12 protein-coding genes are annotated in these 21,828 nt (G+C 47.5%); all 12 read left to right on the top strand.

The features are described from left to right. The first annotated feature begins 29 nt into the window (after window positions 1-29). The 12 genes from L4D19_RS00405 (at window position 30) to L4D19_RS00350 (ending at window position 21,813) form a co-directional block, all read left to right on the top strand. The gene (locus L4D19_RS00405) at window positions 30-578 is read left to right on the top strand and encodes a 4Fe-4S dicluster domain-containing protein (protein WP_428450661.1); all 549 of its coding nucleotides are present in this window, start codon (window positions 30-32) and stop codon (window positions 576-578) included. 25 nt (window positions 579-603) lie between these two features. Then, a complete protein-coding gene (fdhF, locus tag L4D19_RS00400) occupies window positions 604-2,748 on the top strand; it encodes a formate dehydrogenase subunit alpha (RefSeq protein WP_428450660.1) in 2,145 nt (714 codons plus the stop codon). Window positions 2,749-2,958: 210 nt separating this feature from the next. Beyond that, the gene (locus tag L4D19_RS00395; RefSeq protein WP_428450659.1) at window positions 2,959-5,007 is read left to right on the top strand and encodes a sigma 54-interacting transcriptional regulator; all 2,049 of its coding nucleotides are present in this window, start codon (window positions 2,959-2,961) and stop codon (window positions 5,005-5,007) included. A gap of 107 nt (window positions 5,008-5,114) precedes the next feature. Next, window positions 5,115-5,939, top strand: a complete 825-nt coding sequence (fdhD, locus tag L4D19_RS00390) for a formate dehydrogenase accessory sulfurtransferase FdhD (protein WP_428450658.1) — start codon at window positions 5,115-5,117, stop codon at window positions 5,937-5,939. A gap of 36 nt (window positions 5,940-5,975) precedes the next feature. Continuing rightward, window positions 5,976-6,566 (top strand): HupE/UreJ family protein, encoded by a 591-nt coding sequence (locus tag L4D19_RS00385; protein ID WP_128783700.1) that lies wholly within the window; start codon window positions 5,976-5,978, stop codon window positions 6,564-6,566. Between the two features lie 67 nt (window positions 6,567-6,633). Next, the gene (gene hypF, locus L4D19_RS00380; protein ID WP_428450657.1) at window positions 6,634-9,006 is read left to right on the top strand and encodes a carbamoyltransferase HypF; all 2,373 of its coding nucleotides are present in this window, start codon (window positions 6,634-6,636) and stop codon (window positions 9,004-9,006) included. A 10-nt stretch (window positions 9,007-9,016) separates the two neighbouring features. Beyond that, window positions 9,017-9,274 carry a HypC/HybG/HupF family hydrogenase formation chaperone gene (locus tag L4D19_RS00375; protein WP_128783698.1) on the top strand — a complete coding sequence of 86 codons (258 nt, stop codon included), beginning with the start codon at window positions 9,017-9,019 and terminating at the stop codon, window positions 9,272-9,274. Further along, window positions 9,271-10,389 carry a hydrogenase formation protein HypD gene (gene hypD / locus L4D19_RS00370; protein ID WP_428450656.1) on the top strand — a complete coding sequence of 373 codons (1,119 nt, stop codon included), beginning with the start codon at window positions 9,271-9,273 and terminating at the stop codon, window positions 10,387-10,389. Before L4D19_RS00375 ends, hypD begins: the two co-directional genes overlap by 4 nt. A 29-nt stretch (window positions 10,390-10,418) precedes the next feature. Then, complete coding sequence (hypE, locus tag L4D19_RS00365; RefSeq protein WP_428450655.1) at window positions 10,419-11,411, top strand: hydrogenase expression/formation protein HypE; 993 nt, start codon at window positions 10,419-10,421, stop codon at window positions 11,409-11,411. 43 nt (window positions 11,412-11,454) lie between these two features. After that, window positions 11,455-11,796 (top strand): hydrogenase maturation nickel metallochaperone HypA, encoded by a 342-nt coding sequence (gene hypA / locus L4D19_RS00360; RefSeq protein WP_428450654.1) that lies wholly within the window; start codon window positions 11,455-11,457, stop codon window positions 11,794-11,796. Between the two features lies 1 nt (window position 11,797). Beyond that, window positions 11,798-12,772: a hydrogenase nickel incorporation protein HypB gene (gene hypB / locus L4D19_RS00355; protein WP_428450653.1), complete on the top strand. Its 975-nt coding sequence runs from the start codon at window positions 11,798-11,800 to the stop codon at window positions 12,770-12,772. A gap of 284 nt (window positions 12,773-13,056) precedes the next feature. Then, complete coding sequence (locus L4D19_RS00350; protein ID WP_428450652.1) at window positions 13,057-21,813, top strand: amino acid adenylation domain-containing protein; 8,757 nt, start codon at window positions 13,057-13,059, stop codon at window positions 21,811-21,813. Window positions 21,814-21,828 lie beyond the last annotated feature (15 nt).

Here is a 21,828-nt window from a genome sequence, read left to right as displayed (position 1 = left end):
GATGTGTCGATTTCTACAAGGGATACACCATGAACCGGTTTGTATTTGCAGATCCAAATTTGTGTATTGGTTGTCGAACCTGTGAAGTGGCGTGTGTGATTTCTCATCAGGCAGAAAGCTCGCTTGCCACTTTGGATCCATCTGATTTTTCACCGCGATTGACGTTGGTGAAGAACGCACAAGTGACGACACCGATAATGTGTCGCCAGTGCGATGATGCTCCGTGTGCTCAGGTTTGCCCCAATAATGCGATTGTCCTTGAGGATGGCCACGTCAAAGTGGTGCAGTCTCGCTGTATCGGTTGTAAAACCTGCGTCATTGCTTGTCCATATGGGGCAATGAATGTCGTGACGAAAATGGTTGAGGATACCAAAGGATCCGGGTTGTTTAAGCGCCAGGTGCCTGAATCTCAGGCATTGAAATGCGATTTGTGTAGCCACCGTGAAGAAGGACCTGCCTGTGTACAGGTTTGCCCGACGGGTGCAATACAGATCATAGAGCCCGAAACACTGAATGAGACCAGCAAACAGAAACGTGAAGCGGCTGCTTTGGGTGCTGTTGTGGTTCCTTCTCTTTGATAAATAGATTATTTAATAGGCTAATATGAAAAAATCAATTGTCGTTTGTCCCTACTGTGGTACCGGGTGCAAACTGAAGTTGGTGGTTGAGAATGACAAAGTCATTGCTGCTGAACCGGCTGATGGCCGTACCAATGAACGTCAGCTTTGCCTGAAAGGTTATTATGGTTGGGATTTTCTTAATGATACCAACCTACTGACACCGCGACTCAAGCAACCTATGATTCGCCGTACCCGAGATGCCGAACTGGAAGCGGTATCGTGGGATGAAGCACTGGATTTTGCCAGTGAGAAGCTTCTCGCTATCAAGGACAAATTTGGCCCTGATGCGATTATGACAACAGGCTCAGCCCGAGGTCCGGGTAACGAAGCCAACTATGTCATGCAGAAATTTGCAAGGGCGGTCATCGGGACCAACAACGTCGATCACTGCGCCAGGGTGTGACACGCGCCGTCAGTCTCCGGTCTGGAGACAACAGTAGGTAATGGTGCTATGAGCAACGCCATTCCCGAAATTCAAGATACCAAATGTTTGCTTATATTCGGTTACAACGCGGCTGATTCCCATCCGGTTGTAGCAAGACACATTCTAAAAGCACGTGCTAAAGGTGCGAAAATTATTGTTTGCGACCCGCGTAAAATTGAGTCGGCCCGAGTGGCAGATCAGTGGTTGCAGCAGAAAAACGGTTCGAACATGGCATTGGTCAATGCCTTGGCCAATGTATTGATAGAAGAGAACCTATACGATAAGTCTTATGTTCAAAAGCATACTGAAGGCTTTGATGAGTTCCGCAAGCTGGTTGCCAACTACACGCCGGAATCGGTTGAAACGATTACGGGTTTGACCGCGGCTGAAATCCGCCAGGCTGCACGTACCTATGCTGCTGCACCAGAAGCCATGATCCTATGGGGTATGGGTGTAACGCAATACGGTCAGGCTGTTGATGTCGTTCGCGGTTTGGCCTCATTGGCTTTGATAACCGGTAATTTTGGCCGTCGTGGTGTAGGCTGTGGCCCGGTTCGTGGCCAGAATAATGTACAGGGAACCTGTGATATGGGCATGCTGCCGCATCAATTCCCTGGTTACCAAGACGTTGCCGATGACAGTATTCGTGATAAGTTCGAAAAAGCCTGGGGTGTAAGCCTGTCAGGCAAGCCGGGCTATCGCTTGACTGAAATTGGCCACAAAGTTGATGAAGGGATCTGTAAGGCATTTTATGTCTTTGGTGAGGATCCGGCTCAAACTGAAGCTGATTTGGCTGCTTTGCGTAAAACGATGAATAAAATGGAACTGGTGATTGTTCAGGACATATTCATGACGCAGACCGCTGAAATGGCGGACGTGATCTTCCCTGCAACCAGCTGGGGCGAGCACGAAGGGGTTTACAGCAGTGCTGACCGTGGCTTCCAGCGCTTCTACAAAGCGGTGACACCACCGCCAAACGTTAAGCCTGACTGGGAAATCTTCAGCTTGTTGGCAACCCGTATGGGCTACCCGATGTCCTACAGCAACACCGAGGAAATCTGGGATGAGCTGCGCGGCCTATGTCCGCTGTATACCGGAGCGACCTACGAGAAAATGTCTGGGCTGAAATCGGTGCAATGGCCTTGTCCGACCGAGGATCACCCAGGGACGTCATTCTTGTTTGAAGGGAACAAGTTCACTATGCCATCGGGCAAAGGCAGGCTAATTGCTGCTGAGTGGCGGCCTCCTTATGAGCAACCCGATCATGATTATCCATTGGTATTGTCTACCGTGCGTGAAGTCGGCCACTACTCATGCCGTTCGATGACAGGTAACTGTGCGGCGTTGCAGACGTTGGCTGATGAACCGGGTTACGTGCAAATGCATCCGGATGATGCGCGTGCTCTGGGTATTGAGGATCAGCAATTGGTCTGGGTGTCATCTCGTCGCGGTAAGGTCATTTCCCGGGCAAGTTGCAATGATCGTATTAACATGGGTGTGGTTTACATGACTTACCAATGGTGGATAGGCGCATGTAATGAACTCACTATTGAGCATGTTGATCCTATTTCTAGCACGCCCGAGTTTAAATACTGTGCAGTGAAAGTCGAGCAGATTGATGATCAGGCGTGGGCAGAAAATTATGTACAGACAGAGTACAGTAATTTGAAAGCCCGTTTGAAAAATCATGTCGTGAATGCGTAATGATTAGTGGGTTTCCTTGGTATTGAGCTACCAAGGAAACCACTTTTCTTGAGTGGCACCTTATAAAGATACTTAAATATCAGATAGTTGTGTTTTGTTCTTGTTGATGCAGATCAATACCTATCTTGATAGATAGCTCAGAATTGTATGACAAATGTGGCTGGTAGATATTTAGCAGTCATTGACTTAACTGTGCGAGATGACCGGACCATGGAACACTTTGAAAGTGATTTGATGAATTTATCGAAAGCCCTGCTATCGAGCAATGATATTTCGGGCTTGATGACGTTTCTAAATAATGATGATTTATCCTTCATCAAGGTAGACCGAGTCAATATTCTTTTGAAAAGTGATCTTGATGCATTGCCTGTCTTATATTTTTTTGATCAGGAAAATGATCTTCAGTGTTACCAGTATAATCAGAACAGTCTTTCACTTCATAGTATTGTTAATGATGGTTGTACTCATCGAATACAAGGTGAGGCATTGTATCTTAGTTATCCTCAGCTAATTGAGCATCCAGCTTATGGTAATATTGATAATTATTGTAAAGTACCGCTCATTTCCGCATGTAAACAACTCGGTTCAATAGAGTTCATTAATGTAGAAATCAAAGAGGGTAACTATTCAGAGAAACAGTTCAAGTTGTTTACTAATATGATCACCTCCATGGTTGAGCATATTATTGAACATGAATTGGCCTCTAATATTGCACAGCAGATAAGTGATGAGCGTAATAACTTTCAAATGTTGGTTGATGTAACCAACGCAGTGATCAGTCGTAGTACGAAAAAAGAGTTAATTACATCGTTATTGAAGTTCTTATATCAGCACTTTTCCATGAGTGACTTATCAATTATTCAGACTCATGATGGCCATTACGGGCAGGATTATTGTGGCTATAGTGATGGGAAAATTGATTATCGAAGCCATTTCTTTTCCAATGATGACGCGATTAAGGATGCGGTGGAAAAGAATAAGCCTGTCGTTTTGAGCGCTTTGACAATACAACAGTTGAGCCTGAACAATAATGTCCCCTTTTTTCCGCTATCGGCAAAAAGTGCCTGCGTTGTGCCAATGGTTTTTCGCAACAGCACGATAGGGTATATCTGCTATATGCAGCGGGAAGATAAGCCTTATCCGCCTCATGACGTCGAGCTGTTTCTGCAGATAGCTGCTCGGGTTGCCTTGGCGATGCACAGCCTGAAGGTTCACGAGGCGATTTCAAAAACAATCCCGACAACAGACTATATCAATATTGAAGAAAGCTACATGGATCATGCGATTTTCGATGACATCATCAGCCAGAGCGAGGTGATGAACAAGGTACTGGATCAAGTCGCCATGGTGGCAGACTGTGACAGTACGGTATTGATTTTAGGGGAGTCAGGAACGGGTAAAGAATTGATAGCACAGGCTATCCATAAGTTAAGTCGTCGTAGCAATACCCGAATGGTCAAAATGAATTGCGCAGCAGTGCCTGCTGGTTTGTTTGAAAGTGAATTGTTTGGCCACGAACGCGGGGCTTTTACCGGAGCGATAAGCCAACGGGTCGGACGATTTGAACAAGCTCATAAAGGGACGCTGTTTCTCGATGAAATTGGTGATATGCCGCTTGATCTACAGCCTAAGTTATTACGGGCACTGCAGGAAAATGAGATTGAGCGTGTCGGAAAAAATCAGCTGATATCGGTTGATGTACGAATAGTGGTTGCGACTAATGCCAATCTCTTGTCGATGGTGGAGTCCAAAGGTTTTAGAAGTGATCTGTATTATCGATTGAATGTCTTTCCAATCAAGATCCCGCCTTTACGTGAACGCCCTGAAGATATTCCCTTGTTGGTTAAACATTTCACACGGGTTATCTCGAAAAAAATGGGTAAAGATATTACTGCGATTGCTGCCGAAACATTGGATACCCTGTCTAAGTTTCCGTGGCCGGGAAATGTACGTGAACTGCGTAATTTTATTGAGCGTTCGGTGATCTTGACGCGAGGAAATGTACTGAGTGTTCCTACCGAAGAGCTTATCACGATCAGTTCTTTAAATAATAAAGTGGTTAAACCTAAACCTATATTGCCAGCGAGCGATAATATATTTGACCGAGATGCTGTTATCTCTGCATTGCGCGAGAGTAACGGAATAATTGCCGGACCAAGAGGTGCTGCAATTAAATTAGGTGTGAAACGAACAACGTTGTTATCAAGGATGCAAAAAATGGGTATTAAGAGTCATGACTATTTGGATGAGATTGGATGAAATTAAATGAATTGATTTTTAATTGGTTGCGACGGTACGTCTAATAATAGTTGTCATTAATTATTAATACCTATTTCAGTTGTAAATAATATTAATTGAGTTTAAGTATGAGCGAATTGCTTTCCTTTTCGGCGTTCACTAACGCCAGTGAATTGCCGATTGTCCGTTTTCGAAGAGGAAAACAGAGTTGGCAAGATATGGACTACATAATAGAAGAAATGCCAGTAGCGATAACTTTTAATGGTATCGCATATACCGTAATGATGTGCACTCCCAATGATTTGGAGGATTTCGTTATTGGCTTTTCACTGTCGGAAGGCATTATCCAACATCATAGAGATATCCATAACATTGATATTTCACCGGGCTGCAACGGAATTACTGTGGATGTCAGTGTTGCCAACCGCTGCCTGTTTAACCTGAAACAGAAACGTCGCTCGTTGGCGGGAATGACTGGTTGCGGTATTTGCGGCGAGGAAAAGTTGGAATCTGTGTGCCGTTCTCTGACACCGCTGACTTCAAACACCCAGTTTGATATTTGTCACCTTGACGGAGCATTGAATCAACTATTGCTGAAACAACAACTGAACCAGCTGACTGGATCGGCTCATGCCGCGGTCTATCTCGATAATGACGGACAGATTCAGGCGATTTTCGAAGATGTAGGCCGCCATATCGCGCTCGACAAGCTGGTGGGGTATATCCATCGCCATCATTTCGAGGGCGGGGCGATATTGGTAACCAGCCGTGCCAGTTTTGAAATGGTGCAAAAGGTGGGCGCAGCAGGGGTTGAAATTCTCTTTGCTATTTCGTCTGCGACCAAAATGGCTGTCGAGCTGGCTGAAAAACTCAACGTGACATTGCTGGGCTACTGCCGTCCCGGCCGCGCTGATGTCTATGCTCACCCTGAACGTATTTTCGGCATGATTTAACACTATTTTCTCTATTTATTTAAGAAGGCATTCGACATGAAAAAGAAATATTTATTATCCGGCTTGCTTGCGTTGTTCTCACCATTGGCGCTGGCTCATCCCGGTCATATTGGTACGCATGGATTTGAAAGTGGATTCATTCATCCGCTGACAGGGATAGATCATCTGAGCGTAATGCTAGGGGTTGGTATGCTCGCTGCACTTTTTGGCGGTCAGGCACGCTACCGTCTGCCATTAGCCTTTGTTGCCATCATGATTGTTGGCGGAATGATGGGAGTTTCTGGGCTGGTAATGCCGGGCGTTGAAATTGGTATTGCGCTGTCCGTGGTTGCGATGGGGATATTGTTATGCTCCGGTGCGCGTTTGTCAGAAAAAGCCACGCTGGCCTTGGTGATGGGGTTTGCCTTGTTTCACGGCATGGCCCATGGCATGGAAATGCCGCTAGATAGCCAGGCTATGTATTACTTTTCAGGCTTTGTGCTAGCGACGACGATGTTGCATATGTTTGGAATTTTCCTAGTACAGCTTGCTGTTAGCTGCATGAAAAACCGAGTGATCCTGAACGCGGTTGGGTTTGGTATCGGAATGAGCATGACGGTATTTGGCGGTTCATTATTGTTTTCTTAACTGGGATCTCTGGTGATTTAAGCGGCGGTTAGTTAGTAAGCAGATTGGTGTGTATCGAGTGGCAAACATGAAGCAGCGTAGGTTTATCCATATTACAGGTATTGTTCAGGGGGTTGGATTCAGGCCGTTTGTCTATCAATTGGCAATTCGTCACCAGTTGGCAGGTTCTGTAATCAATGATTCCGAAGGGGTAAAAGTGGACGTGCAGGGGGACGTTGATCAGTTGGATGAATTTATCTCAGAACTAACACTGCAAGCTCCGCCGCTTAGCCGGATTGATCATGTTGCTGTCTGGCCGCGCCCGCTGCACCATGTTACGTCGTTTGCTATTGAGCAAAGCAAGGGACGGGCACTGACTAGTGTGTGTCTTTCGCCAGATCAGGGAATATGCGAGGGCTGCCGTGCAGATATTGCCGATCCGACCTCGCGTTATTACCGTTATCCGTTTACCAACTGTACCCATTGTGGCCCCCGATACACCATTGTTGAAGCACTTCCCTATGATCGGGCGGTCACCGGAATGCGGACGTTTTCGTTGTGCCAGCCCTGTCAGCAGGCTTACCAAAATCCGCTGGACCGGCGCTATCATGCCCAGCCAATTAGCTGTGACCACTGCGGTCCGAGAGTTCGCTATGTGTCGGGATCCGGCGAGGTGTTGGCACACAAAGCATCTGCGATTGCTATGGCAGCTAGAACCTTGCGACAAGGCGGGATTATCGCGATTAAGGGACTTGGTGGTTTTCATCTGGCTTGTGATGCCAGCAATAGTGATGCTGTTGCGCGTCTGCGCCAAATCAAGCGTCGACAGCGCAAGCCGTTTGCGGTCATGGTGGCAAATGGTGATGCTGCCAAGCAATTGGTAAGCGGAGAGGCCGAGGAGTGGGACATACTGCAGTCTCAAGCCAGTCCGATTGTTTTAATGCAGAAAAAGGTGCAGATGGAAAAAGAGGTTGCACCTCAATCTAGCTTGGCTGCCAATATTGCCCCCGGCGTACCGTACTTGGGCGTAATGCTTCCTTACACCCCGTTGCATGTTTTGCTGTTTGAGCATCTTGATCGGGCTATTGTGCTTACCAGTGCTAACGGTTCTGGTATGCCGATGGCGACGGAATTCGCTGAGGTTAGTGATCAGTTGGGCGACTTGGTTGACGGTGTGTTGGATCACAACCGTCCGATTGTTCAGCCCTGCGATGACAGCGTGGTTCATTTTGCCGGCGGAAAGTGCCGGGTGATGCGAATGGCAAGAGGATATGCGCCGTATAGTCAGCCAGATAATGGATCTGTACGGCTAATATTGGCAATGGGAGCCCAGCAGAAAGCCGCAATTGGTCTGTCCCTGGCTCAGCAATGGATCCTATCGCCTTATGTTGGTGATATCGATGATATTGATACTCAGCATCGCTATCTGGCTGTGATCCGTCACTTTGAGTCTTTGTATCAGGTTGAACCGGAACAGATTGTCTGCGACAGGCACCCTGGATATGTTTCAACACAAGATGCGATTGAGCGTCAGCAGCAGGCCTCACCAGCCTTGTCTCTGCATCAGGTACAGCATCATCATGCCCATATATTGGCCGTTATGGCAGAGCACAAAATCAATCAGACTGTGTTGGGTTTTGCCTTTGACGGAACTGGCTGGGGCGATGATGGCACTGTCTGGGGCGGTGAGGTGCTGCTGAGCTCCCCTCGGAATTTTAAGCGGGTTTTTCATTTGCGCCGATTTCGATTGATAGGGGGGGAACGCGCCATTAAATCTCCTGCCCGTATCGTGTTTGCAATGCTGCTTGAGTGTTACACCTTAAGTGAGATCAAAGCTATGGGTCTTGCGGTATTTAAAGCGTGGCCCGAGAGCAAGATGGATAACCTATTTCAGCTTTGGCAGTCAGGTAATAGCTCGCCTTATAGCTCTTCAATGGGGCGATTGATTGATGCATGGGCAAGCCTGTTGGGGTTGGTTGATTCTGTTGACTATGAAGGTGAATGTGGCCTGTTGCTTGAACAGGCTGCATTGGCGGCGACGGGTTCTGTGGCGATGGAATTTCAGCTTACCGAAACCAATATGATTGATTGGCAGCCTCTGCTTGATAATGCCTTGTCGCTGATTGCGGCAGCCCCGTCTGGCCTATCGTCAGGTACGCAGCCAGATACATGGTCGCTGTTGATGGGCTTTCTCAGCCGAGGGCTGCTTGAAGCAATCGCGAATAATATTAAAACAGTGGCTGTTTCTTTTCCTGCCTATCCCGTCGTGCTTTCTGGCGGGGTCTTCCAAAATCGAGTTTTGCTCGATCTGGTTTATCAACAACTGTCTGAGTTAACGAATTCAATTTATTGCGGCGAAACCATCCCGGTGAATGACGGGGGTATCGCTGCTGGGCAACTTTGGTATGCCACCCATCAGCCTGAAAAGGGCTTGAGCGGGTCTTCCGCACTGCACATATAACGAGGCAATAATGTGTTTATGTATTCCTTCTAATGTTTTAGAAGTTTATCCGGATGAATGTTCTGCACTGGTCGACACTTTGGGTGTTCAGCGACAAGTTAGTACTCATCTGATTTCGGCTCCCTTGGCCGCCGGTGATCATGTTCTGATCCATGTTGGTTTTGCCATCAGCAAAATCGATCAGCAGGAGGCACAACAAAGCCTCGAAACTTATCGTCAGCTTCTGGCTGAAATGGATGAAGATGATATAAAGGTGCTATTGCAATGATGCCACTTAAAGATCTGTACCAGGGTTTTCGTCAGCCGGATGTTGTTAAGGCTCTTGCAGGAAAAATCGGGCAACGTGCGGCAGAGCTTGAGAAGCCGCTCTATATCATGGAGGTGTGTGGTGGCCATACCCACACCATCATGAAGTATGGTTTGAAACAACTGTTGCCAGATAATCTCCAGTTTGTGCATGGCCCTGGGTGTCCGGTGTGCATTATGCCCAAAGAGCGGATAGATCAGGCAATTGCACTGGCCCGGCTGCCCGATGTTGTGCTGGTTACTCTCGGCGATATGATCCGGGTGCCCGGTTCGAAAAGCACTCTGGCCCAATGCCGTGCCGAGGGCGGTAATGTTGAAGCCATTTATGATCCTATGGATGTGCTTAAAATTGCCCGGAACAACCCCGATAAGCAGGTAGTCTATTTTGCGATTGGGTTTGAAACGACGACTCCGATGACCGCTGTATTGGTGGAATGTGCCGAACAGCAGCAGTTAGATAATCTGCTTTTCCACATCAACCATGTGCTGGTGATGCCTGCGATGGAGGCGGTATTGGCCGGCGGCGAGTCGCCGATTAATGCTTTTATTGGTCCGTCACACGTCAGCGTGATCAGTGGCGCTAAAATTTATCAGCCAATCATCGATAACTACCGTGTGCCATTGGTTGTGGGCGGTTTTGAACCTGTCGATGTTTTGGAATCTGTTCTGATGTTGGTAGAACAGGCGGTATCCCATCAAGTGGCATTGCAGTTGCAATACAGTCGTGCTGCGACCTATGCGGGCAATGAAGCCGCTCAAAGTCAGGTCGATCGTGTTTTCGATATCCGCGAACAGTTCAACTGGCGCGGGCTGGGCAATATTCCTCACTCGGCCCTGCAGCTAAAACCGGCGCTACGTCATCGCGATGCCGAAGTGAAGTTTGCCGGGCATTTCACCCATATTGATACACCCGATCATAAGCAGTGTCGCTGCGGCGATATTCTTAAAGGTTTAGCGACTCCTCAAGAATGCAAAGTATTCGGTAAAGCCTGTAAACCTAATCGCCCGATGGGCAGTTGCATGGTGAGCTCTGAGGGTGCCTGCAACGCCTATTACCGCTATGCCGACCGATGCTAAATGACAGAGCGATGTTTGAGGAAAATAAAATGAAACGAGTACAACTTAGTCATGGTGGCGGTGGTCAAGAGATGAACCAGTTAATCACCAATCTGTTTTTTCGTCATCTGGGTAATGACATTCTCCTGAGAAATGAGGATGCAGCCGTACTGAACTGTCAGGGTGAGATCGCTATGACGACCGACTGTTTTACCGTGTCGCCCTTATTCTTTGCCGGGGGCAATATCGGCAAGTTGGCCGTAGCCGGTACCGTTAATGACCTGGCGATGATGGGAGCCGAGCCGCAGTATCTCAGTTGTGGCTTCATTATCGAAGAAGGTTTGTCGTTCGATGAGCTGGAAGTTATCGTCAAGAGTATGGCTGAGGAGTTAAAGGTCTCTGGTGCCAGGATTGTCTGCGGCGATACCAAGGTGGTGCCGAAAGGCTGCGCTGATGGGTTGTTTATCAATACTACCGGTATCGGGCATATCCGTAAGCCGGGGATCTCCGCCAGCAATGTTCAGTCGGGGGATGCAATTTTGATTTCTCGTGATATTGGCTGTCATGGCGCTTGTGTGTTATCGGCGCGTGAATCTTTAAGACTGGTAAATCCGATTGAAAGTGACTGCGCTACCCTATGGCCGCAGATCAACACTTGTCTTGAACAGGAAATCCCGATCCATAGCTTGCGAGACGCTACCCGAGGCGGGATCTCTGCGGTGCTCAATGAATGGTGCGAGGCTTCACAAGTGCAACTTGTGCTTGATGATGAGGCGATTGTGGCAAGTGATGACGTGATGGGGGTGTGCGAGTTATTTGGCTTTGAACCTTACGATTTAGCTAATGAAGGAACCTTTATCATGGCGGTGCCTGCTGATGCAGCTCAAGCTGCATTAGCTATTTTGAAGCAGTTCTCCGAGCATGCCGCTATTGTTGGTTTTGCCTCACAAAATACCCCCCATAAAACCATTTTAAATAGCCCTTGGGGAAGCCGTCGTTATTTGGATTTCCCCAATGGCGAGTTATTGCCGCGAATCTGCTAATTGCGGTGAAGTCAGATAAGTCGGTGGAATAAGAGAGTAAGCGATGCATGAATTATCTATCAGCTTGAATACCGTTGATGCGGTTGTTGAACATGCCACGCGACAAGGGTTCAAACGGGTAACGGCTGTAACCCTCGGAATTGGAACATTGTCTTGTATCGAGCCGCAAGCGCTGCAAACCGGTTTTGAGTTTGCCTGTCGTGGAACCATGGTTGAAGGGGCCAAGCTAGGGATCGATATGATCTCGGCTCGAGCATGGTGCCAGAGCTGTAAGCAGTCAGTCACATTGGCAGCCCGTGGCATGTGCTGCCCGAATTGTCAGGGCTACCAGTTGGTCATAGAGACCGGTGAAGAATTAATGATTAAACATATAGAGGTTGAGTAAAATGTGTAATGTCTGCGGCTGCGGGGATAGCCAGATTGAAGGTCATCAGCATGATCATGACCACCATCATCACCAAGAGCATGCACATCATGGGCATAGCCATGGTGAACATCAGATTGTCGAGGGAATGACCTCGCAGCCGGTAGTGATCCACCATCATTATCATCACCAAGGGGACGTGCATCATCATGTTCATTACGATGTGCAACCAGAAGATCACCAACAGCACTCTGTGGTAGATCATCAGCCGCAGATGTCGCAACAGGGTGATTTGCATTACGGTAAGGGTGAGGCAGAGGTGCATGTTTCCGGTGTTTCCCAGCGTCAGCTGCTTACGCTAGAGCAGGATATTCTTGGTAAGAACAATCACCTTGCCGCCCACAATCGCGAGCACTTTAATGCAAACAAGCAGTTGGTCCTGAACCTAGTATCAAGCCCCGGCTCAGGCAAGACAACATTGTTGACTGAAACACTCAACCAACTGAAACACCAACACGCTTGTGCGGTTATCGAAGGGGATCAGCAGACCAGCAATGATGCCGACCGGATTCGAGCTACTGAAGTTCCAGCTATTCAGGTTAATACCGGCAAAGGCTGCCACCTGGATGCCAAGATGATCCATGACGCCTATCATCAGCTAGCAATGAATGAGCCCGGAGTGTTGTTTATCGAGAATGTCGGTAATCTGGTATGTCCTGCTAGTTTTGATCTTGGTGAAACCAGCAAAGTGGTGATTTTGTCAGTGACTGAGGGAGAAGACAAGCCGCTAAAATACCCCAATATGTTTGCTGCAGCAGAGCTTATGCTGATCAATAAAGTCGATTTGCTGCCGTATGTCGATGTCAAAATTGAAGACTGTATTGAAAATGCTCGCAAGGTAAATCCGTCGATCCAGGTCATTAAGGTCTCGGCTAAAACCGGCGAGGGGATGGCGGCTTGGTGCAATTGGCTGACAGAGTCTTTGGCTCAGCGATAGTCGCCGATTTATTCATGACTGACAGCCGCTTGATAAGTGAGACTTCTCGGTAACGACTTTTGGGGCGGTTGAATGTTGCCGTGACTAATACACAATATTCCTTTGTTCTAGAGGAATATTGTGTCTCTCCTTTCCGTTTCATCTTACCCCTTCCCCCTCCCTCTCAAATAAAAATGATTATCATTTAATAAACTCCTTTTTACCGCCAAAAAGCTCCGTTCACTGGCATTGTCGTTTTTCCTGTTGACGTATATTCACCAACTAAATTTAGTTAGGAATAGTGTATGTCATATAACCCTATCGCCATTATTGGCATGAGCTGCCGTTTCCCAGGATCTAATAGCCTTTCTCAGTTTTGGGAGAATATCAAAAATGGAACCAGTGCAATTCATGATTTTTCTCAGCAAGACTTTCCTGGCGAGGCGCTTGAATCCTCATCTTGGCATTCTCCTGATTTTGTGCGAGCAGGGACTAAAGTGGATGGAGCAGATCAGTTTGACCATCAATTCTTCCACTATTCCTATCACGAAGCTGAGCTAATCGATCCTCAGCAAAGATTGTTTCTTGAAGCTTGTGTTCAAGCTCTTGATGACGGAAATTATCCGTATGTGCTTTTGCCAAAATGGCAGCAGGCATGTGTCGGCGTTTTTGGTTCGACGCGACAAAGCAGCTACGACAAATATTTACCCACTGCCCATGCTGAGCAAGTAACAACCCCCACCACAATGCTTCAATTGCTTGGTAATGATAAAGACTATTTGGCTACAAGAGTTGCTTATAAGCTTGGTCTGACTGGGCCTGCGTTAACGGTTCAAACTGCCTGCTCGAGCTCTCTTGTTGCTGTCCACTATGCTTGCCGAAGTCTTCAAAATGAAGAATGCGATATGGCACTGGCTGGTGGCGTCGGAATATCGTTCCCGCAGGGCCTCGGTTATTATCGTCAGGAAGGTTCTATCTTTGCTGATGACGGCTGCTGTCGACCGTTTGGTGAAAAGGCAAGTGGCATCGTCACGGGAAATGGCTTAGGGGTCATACTCCTTAAACGTCTAGAAGATGCTATAGCCGACAACGATAATATTCATGGGGTTATTGTCGGATCGGCAGTCGGAAATGATGGAAATGATAAAGTTGGCTTTACTGCGCCCAGTGGCTTAGGACAGCAGGATGTGATTCGGCAGGCTTTAACCGCTGCGAATGTCTCACCGGATGAGATTGGTTTAGTTGAGGCTCATGGTACCGGGACTTTGATTGGTGACCCGGTAGAAATTGATTCGCTCACTAGCGTATATCGTGAGGATACCCAGAGATACCAGTACTGTGGTATTGGATCAATCAAAGGTAATTTGGGGCATTTAGAGTCTGCTGCTGGTATTGCTAGCTTGGTTAAGGCGACACTCAGTGTGCGAGATGCTGTTTTACCTGCCACCTTGGGGGCAACGCCTCCAAATCCACACTTAAAATTGCACGATACACCATTCTTTCTTATTAATGAGACCCAACCTTGGGAACATCAAGGTCGCCGATTAGCTGCGGTCAGCTCGTTCGGAATTGGTGGTACCAATTGCCATATGATCATTTCACAGCCACCGAGTCCTTCGCCTTCCACTCAGTGTCTAGATGATGAAGTACATACATTGTTGGTTCAGTCTCATACCAAAGAGACTTTAGAGCATGTGCGCCACCATTATATCGATACTTTAATGAGTGAAAATGCCGATTCGGTGGCTCGTACTGCTATATTGCGACGCACTGCCGAACGGTATCGAATGGTGGTGAGCGGGAGCAATAAGGAGCAATTGCAGGCCGCATTGGCTCATGCCGTCACAAGTAAAGTACCTGAGGATAATCAAGGCCTTTGGATATTCAGCGGCCAAGGTAGCCAAGTCGCTGAAATGGGAGTGCATCTATATTCCCAATGTCAGCAGTTCCGAACTGCATTTGATACCTGTTGTGGTTTGTTTGCACAACATGGCGTGGCTAGTCTCAAAAGTGAGGTATTTGCGCCTCAAGAGAGCTCTTTGTTGGAGCAAACGAATATCACTCAGCCAGCTCTGTTTACGTATCAATTTGCGCTGGCACAACAGTTGCTGGCGTGGGGGTTAAAACCCAAAGCGGTCGTAGGTCATTCGATTGGTGAGTTTGCTGCCGCAGTCGTTGCAGGTTTTCTGCCGTTGGAAGCGGCTGTTGCAATAGTTGCCTGCCGTGGAGAGCTGATGCAAATGCAAACGCCACTGGGGGCAATGGCGGCTGTCAATATGTCACAGGCTGAGTTTCAGTCGATCCAGTCGAGCTGGTCTGCGTTATCAATCGCAGCAGTGAATCACCCGGAGCGTATCACTATCAGTGGTGATGTCTCTGTGGTGAATGAGTTTGTTACTGTTTATGCAGATAAAGCCAAGAGGTTGTCAGTTACAAAAGCATTTCACTCTCAAAGCATGGACTCTATTAAAGCGGCATTTTTACAAGCGTTTGATGGGGTTACTTTGCCCGTAACTGACCCATCCACTGAATTCATATCGACATTGACGGGCCAACCATTGCAAGCCCGCGAAATGGATAAGGATTATTGGTGGCAGCAATTACGCTCTCCGGTTTTGTTTGCTAAAGCGCTGAAGTGTGCAGAAACATTGTCGCCTGAGGTTGTTGTCGATTTAGGACCTGATGGTAGTTTTGCGCGGTTGGCCCGTCATCAGGGATTATTCACGGATGACACCCAATTTCTAGGTATTCAGAAGGGCGACAAAGAGTTTGCGTCGTTACTTGAGTTGACCGCTCGCTGCGGTGTGGATGAGCCACTGAAAGAATACTACAGCCAGCGTCTAGCCCCGTGGGTTAGGCTTCCTCCGAAACAATTTGAAGTAACTCGAGTTTGGCCTAAGAAGACCGAGCGGATACTACCACCTTTAAAACGTGTGTGCTGGCAGCCTCAGTCATCATTGCTATCGACTATTCGTCAGACCAGCAAGTTTGGTGATGGTTTACGTATTCTGCTTATTGGCGAGTATCAACTTGATGTCTGGTTAAAGCAATTGTCGGTTCTTACTCATCAAACGATCTGCCTGTCACATTTATCTGAAGTGGAGATGCTGTCAGGCTTTGACTTAGTCATTTATCTTCAGTCACCGGTTACGGAACTGGATGATTTAGCGACGAGCTTTGATATTGCGGCAAAAGAGCACTTAAAACTTATAAACAGGGTTCATAGTCAAGCAACGTTACCTCTGATTTCTGTTTTGCCGGAAGCGCTTGTAATTAATGATACTTCCGATAAGCACAACTGGACCTTAGCCGCATTGACCTCTCTCTATCAGGCGGCATGTAACGAAGAGCAGTCTAAACGTTACTTATGTTTGGATCTTGACTCTGAAGAGTCCATTGCCACAGTCTGTAGTTTACTTAATCAGCTGCCGGGATCAGGGCCTGTATTAGCGTTGCGCGGTCCCCAGTTCTATGAGCCGGTGGTTGAACCCATTACCGCTTCAGCATCTTTGTCATTGGCGTTTTCTAGTAACGATAGTGCCCTGATCGCTGGTTATGGTGGGCTTGGACAGCTGGTTGCAGAATGGCTACTTGAGCAGCGAGTAAGGAGTTTTGGATTAATACTGCGCCGTCCATGCACTGAACTGCAGCAGAAAGCGATTGAAGCCTTACGCGACAAGGGGGCTAGTGTCGAAGTTATTGTGGTTGATATTTGTGATGCCAAGGCGTTGAAGGATGCCTTGGAGCAGCACAGTATTCGCCCGACACTGGTTTACCATACTGCTCATTCGGGGAATGATTCGTCATTTTTTGCCGCAGAAGAAGAGGCTTTTGTTCAAACGTTGCGAGTTAAAACTCATGGCGTTATGGCACTAGCTGAAGCCATCGAATACTTGCCGATTAAGCAGTTTTGTTTGTTTGGCTCGATGGTTAGTTGGATTAATAGTCCACTTACATCGGCATATGCTGCAGCGAATCGATGGCAAGAACATGCCGCGATGGCTCTGCAGGAGAAAGGCTTGCCCGCTGTGACCATTCTGTGGGGACCGTGGGATTGCGGGCTGACGCAACAAAAGAACATTACTAGCCAAATTCAAGCGAGTGGACTGAACCTGCTAAATCCCGATTCAGCATTGAACGTGTTGGCGATGACGAACAGCCATGGCCTTATGGTGTTCGATAGTCATGAGCCAGAGTTTAGTCGTGCGGTGAAAAAGCTGGTTGCAACGGCACCAATGTATTCTCATTGGATCAATGGCGAGAGTGTGGATACGGGTAAGAATCAACATACTCAATTTACCGAACATGGTGTATTGACTCTTAGCCAGTTGGCTGCTCTGCCAGCGAAAGAGCAGAAGATAAAATTGCAAGCAACCGTCAGTGGTTTAGTTCAGCGATTGCTCAAAATCGAGGCTCCTGAGCCTTGTCGGGCATTTCCAACTCTAGGATTGGACTCTCTGTTGTTGATTGAGCTGACATCGACGTTGCGTAATCAAGCCGGGTTTGAGATTTCGGTTCGAGATGCGTTTCAGTATGACAGCATTGAGTCATTGAGTGCTTATTTACTGAAACAGTGTCAGAAGCGAGATGACATCGCGTTTTCGGCGACTGAGCAGAATAATACTGGGATGATTGAACAGGATACGGATCATCGCTACGAGCCATTTCCCCTAACTGATTTACAACAAGCATTTTGGGTTGGTCGCAACGGCAGCTTGGAGCTTGGCAATGTTGCATGCCACCAATACATTGAAATAGAGCTTGAAAACCTTCGCGCAGAGCGATTAGAGCAGGCTTGGAATCGGCTGGTTCAACGTCATGAAATGATGCGCTGTATTATTTTAGAGTCAGGTCAGCAGCAATTTTTACAACAGGTTCCTCATTATCAGGTGGCAGTGAGCGACATGCGACACTTGTCGCAAGATGAGTTAACGCAGCAACTTAGTGCTCTTCGCGAGAGAATGAGCTATCAAGTCATGGATCCTGCTCAGTGGCCGTTATTTGAGCTGAGGGCATCATTGTTGCCGAATGGTATCACTCGTATCCACCTCGATATGGATTTGCTGGTATTTGATGTTCAGAGCTTCCGGATTATTTACGGCGAACTCAATCAATTACTAAAAGATCCATTGGCTGAGCTACCTTCGTTGGACTTGTCTTTCCGAGACTACGTATTGACAGAGCATCGCCAGCGAACAACCGATGCGTACTTACAAGCCCAATCGTTCTGGCAGAGCAAAGTCGAGACTATGCCGGGTGCACCGCAATTGCCGCTGCGTTGTGATGCGGAGTCATTGGCTCAGCCAACTTTCAGAACGCTGGATCACAGGTTGTCTCCGATGCTGTGGGAGAGCTTTCAGCGCCAGGCAAAAGAGCGAGGTTTAACACCTAGTGCCGTTATGCTCACTGTATTCACCCAAGTACTGGCTCAGTGGTGTAAATCGCCGTCATTTACGTTGAATATTACATATTTCAACCGGAAAAATGTCCACCCTCAAGTGATGTCCGTGTGCGGTGATTTTACGTCATTAATGTTGTTACCGGTCGAATTTGAAGCCAATGAACAGTTCACTGGAGCTGCGCAACGTATTCAGCAAGATTTGTGGGATGCACTAGAACATCGGGATTACAGCGGTATTCAAGTCATGAGAGATCTGGGCCGGGTGAGTTCTGCAGCCGCTGATCAAATCAATATGCCAGTGGTATTTACCAGTATGATTGGTATGGACTTTGATGATTCATCGCAACCAGACTGGGAGCTGATGAGCCGTCAAGTTTTTCAAATTAATCAGACACCTCAAGTATGGCTGGATTACCAAGCAACCGAGTATGGCGGTGCGCTGGTTAATCGCTGGTTTATCGTCGATGAAATCTTTGACGCGGGTCTTATTGAAGGCTTATTTACCGCATATACCACACAGCTTGAAAAACTAGCAAGAGAGGCCAACCGTTGGGATGGCTTGGACTGTGATGCCAGAGACGAGTCAGATAAGCAGGTAGTTGCCAAGCTCAACCGTTGGCAGCAACCTCGTTCTGAGTCGACGCTACATAATAGTTTCTTAAAGCAAGCGCAATTAACGCCGGATGCCCCTGCGGTACTGACAACGACCGGTCAGATAACTTATCAACAGCTTGCTGAAACAAGTCAAATTGCAGCACGAGCAATACTGCAATATAAAACAGCAAGTGCGAAACACGTAGTGGTCTTGACTCCTAAAGGCGATCAGGCCGTGATAGCAGCGCTGGGTGCAATGATGGCTGGCTGCGTCTATGTACCTGTGAATCCAGACTATGACGATATGCGTTTACAGCATGTGTTGGCTGAGGTTGAACCTGTGCTGGTCCTGTGTTCAGAGTCGTCTTTCGGGCGCTTGTCTGAACTCACATCCGCAGAATATTGCTCACTGGAACAGCTTCTTAATAGAGGGGCATCAGTGAGTACACCACTACCAGATGTTTCACCTGATGAACTCGCTTATATTATTTTTACCTCAGGAAGTACTGGGACCCCGAAAGGTGTTCTTTTGGATCACCGTTGTCCACTGAATACTTTGACGGCGATGAACCATGTATTTGATGTAGGTGCTGGGCAGAGGACTTTATCGTTGTGTGCACTACATCATGATATGTCCGTGTATGACATTTTTGGCATGTTAATTTCTGGCGGGGCTGTAGTCATGCCAGATGCACAGCAGCACTTTGCCTCTCATTGGTTATCTTTGATAGATACCTACAAAGTAACGGTCATTAATAGCGTTCCTGCCTTGATGCAGTTGCTTGTTGATGCTGCCGAAAGCTCCGAGCAAGGACGAGATCATTTGTCGGTGCTAAGCAAGGTGATGCTTGGCGGAGATTGGATTCCACTGACTTTACCTGATCGAATTAAATCTTTAGCACCAGGTTGTGACGTTTATAGCATCGGCGGACCAACAGAGACCGCTGTGGTATCGAGTTGGTACCACATTGAATCAATAGAAGATGGTTGGGACAGCATCCCTTACGGAAGACCGTTACCCAATCAGCATATCGAGTTGTTGAATTCAGCTGGGCAGCCAGTACCCGTCGGTGTTGCTGGTGAAATTTGCATGGGCGGACTTGCCATGTCTCAAGGTTATCTTAACGACCTTGAGATGACGGCGGAAAAGTACCGTATTGATCCTCATTCTGGTTGTAAGTTGTTCCGTACCGGGGATCTGGCCGTCTTGAACCAAGATGGCGTGATGACATTACTTGGTCGAATTGATAATCAGGTAAAGATTAACGGAGTGCGCATTGAGCCGGGAGAAATTGAGTGCACCCTCGAGAAGCACACAGCGGTTAACCAAGCCGTCGTTTTAACAAAAAATGATCGTTTGCATGGTTTTGTAACCTTGTCCGAAGGAATGAAAACGCAAAACTTTGAACAAAGCGAATCATTGGACCAGATGCTGTTGCAAGGTAGCGAGGTGTGTCGCCAACAAGCCGATGCGGAGTGGAATGCTTTGCAACTGGGAGGGGATATTTCTTGCCGGACGATGGCTAGCGACTTCGTTCCACAAGATTACGATCAACATTATCAGGAGATGGAGCAGCTGAGTACTTTGGTCATGCGTTATGCGTTGCATCAAAGTGGCCTGTTTTATCAGCAAGGACAATGTTGTCGCTTACCGGAGTTAGTGCGCGAGCTTAATGTTTGTGACAAGTATCTGAAGATTTTACAAAGCTGGATAACGGTACTATGTCAAGACGGCTATTTTGCTCAGGATGAAGAAAAAATAGTTTGTCTTGAACCGTTTAATGCGGAAGAGCTGTATCAGTTGAGATCGAAAATTGCAGCTGATGTCGCGAATGGAAAACCTTATCAACAGAAATTCTGGCATTTATATCTAGGCTGTGTGGAGCGAATTGAAGACCTATTACAGGGCCAGTTTAATCCGCTCGATCTAATGTTTGAGCAAGGCCAGACTGACTTTGTGGAAAGTTGGTATGAAGATAATCCAGTATCCCAGCACTTTAATCGTGTAGCTGCAGATGCGGTGGAGTCGCTGATAAACATCAAGCGCGATAGTACCTTCCGCGTGTTGGAGTTCGGTGCCGGGATTGGTAGTGCTGCGCGCCAAGTACTGCCTCGACTACCGGAGGACAAGTGTCAGTATGTTTATACTGATTTGTCGGATTATTTCTTTGCCCATGCCAAGAACAAATTCGCTAACTATCCGTTCATTGACTTTCAATTCTATAACATTAATGAGGATCCGAGCCTATTTGGCCTTGAGGATGGCAGTTTCGATCTGATTATCGGCGCAAATGTGCTACATGATGCTCATAATGTAAACACATCAAGCTGCTTACTAAGAAGGCTGCTTAAACCAGCAGGAACGTTACTGCTTATAGAAGGTACCTGCAACCCGCGTTTCCAAATGGTTAGCCTTGGTTTTGTTGAGGGTCTTTCTCACTATGAAGACCTACGTTTGGAGTCCCACTTGCCAATGTTGCCGGCAGATGCATGGCAGGCAACATTGCGGGAGGCGGGTTTTTCTAGAACCAGCCAGTTCCCGAAACAGGGCGAAGCAGCAGAATGCATGCGTTATCACCTAATCGCAGCCCAAAACGCAGCATCCGTGGCTCACTTCGATTCAAAAGTATTGACCTCTTGGGCCGGAGAGCACCTCACTAGCCAGCTAGTGCCTCAGCAGATAGTAGCTTTGGATAGGTTCCCATTATCAGCAAACGGCAAGGTAGACCGTCAGCGTTTACAGCAGTCTTTGACACTTGCCTGTGAGCGAAATCCCGCAGATGACCTTAAAGAAACCGTACCCCCAACAACCGAGAGTGAGCGCCTTCTGGCACAGATTTGGGGAGAGGTGCTAAATCAGGACATTGCTGATGTTGATGCCAACTTTTTCCTTTATGGCGGAGATTCTCTATTGATGACCAGAATCAGCGCCTTGATTCGAGAGCACTTCCAATTAAGTCCATCGCTTGGTCTGTTGCTTCGCATGCCAGAGCTTAGACAGCAAGCTGCATGGATTGAACAACAGCGCCACATTGATGTTGAAGACGTAGAGGAAGGGTTCCTGTGATAGTGAGAGAACAAC

The sequence above is a fragment of the Photobacterium kasasachensis genome (assembly GCF_050336885.1).
GTDB classification, from domain to species: domain Bacteria; phylum Pseudomonadota; class Gammaproteobacteria; order Enterobacterales; family Vibrionaceae; genus Photobacterium; species Photobacterium kasasachensis.
Note: the sequence above shows the minus strand (reverse complement) of the source record. Positions and strands in the feature narration are given on the sequence as shown.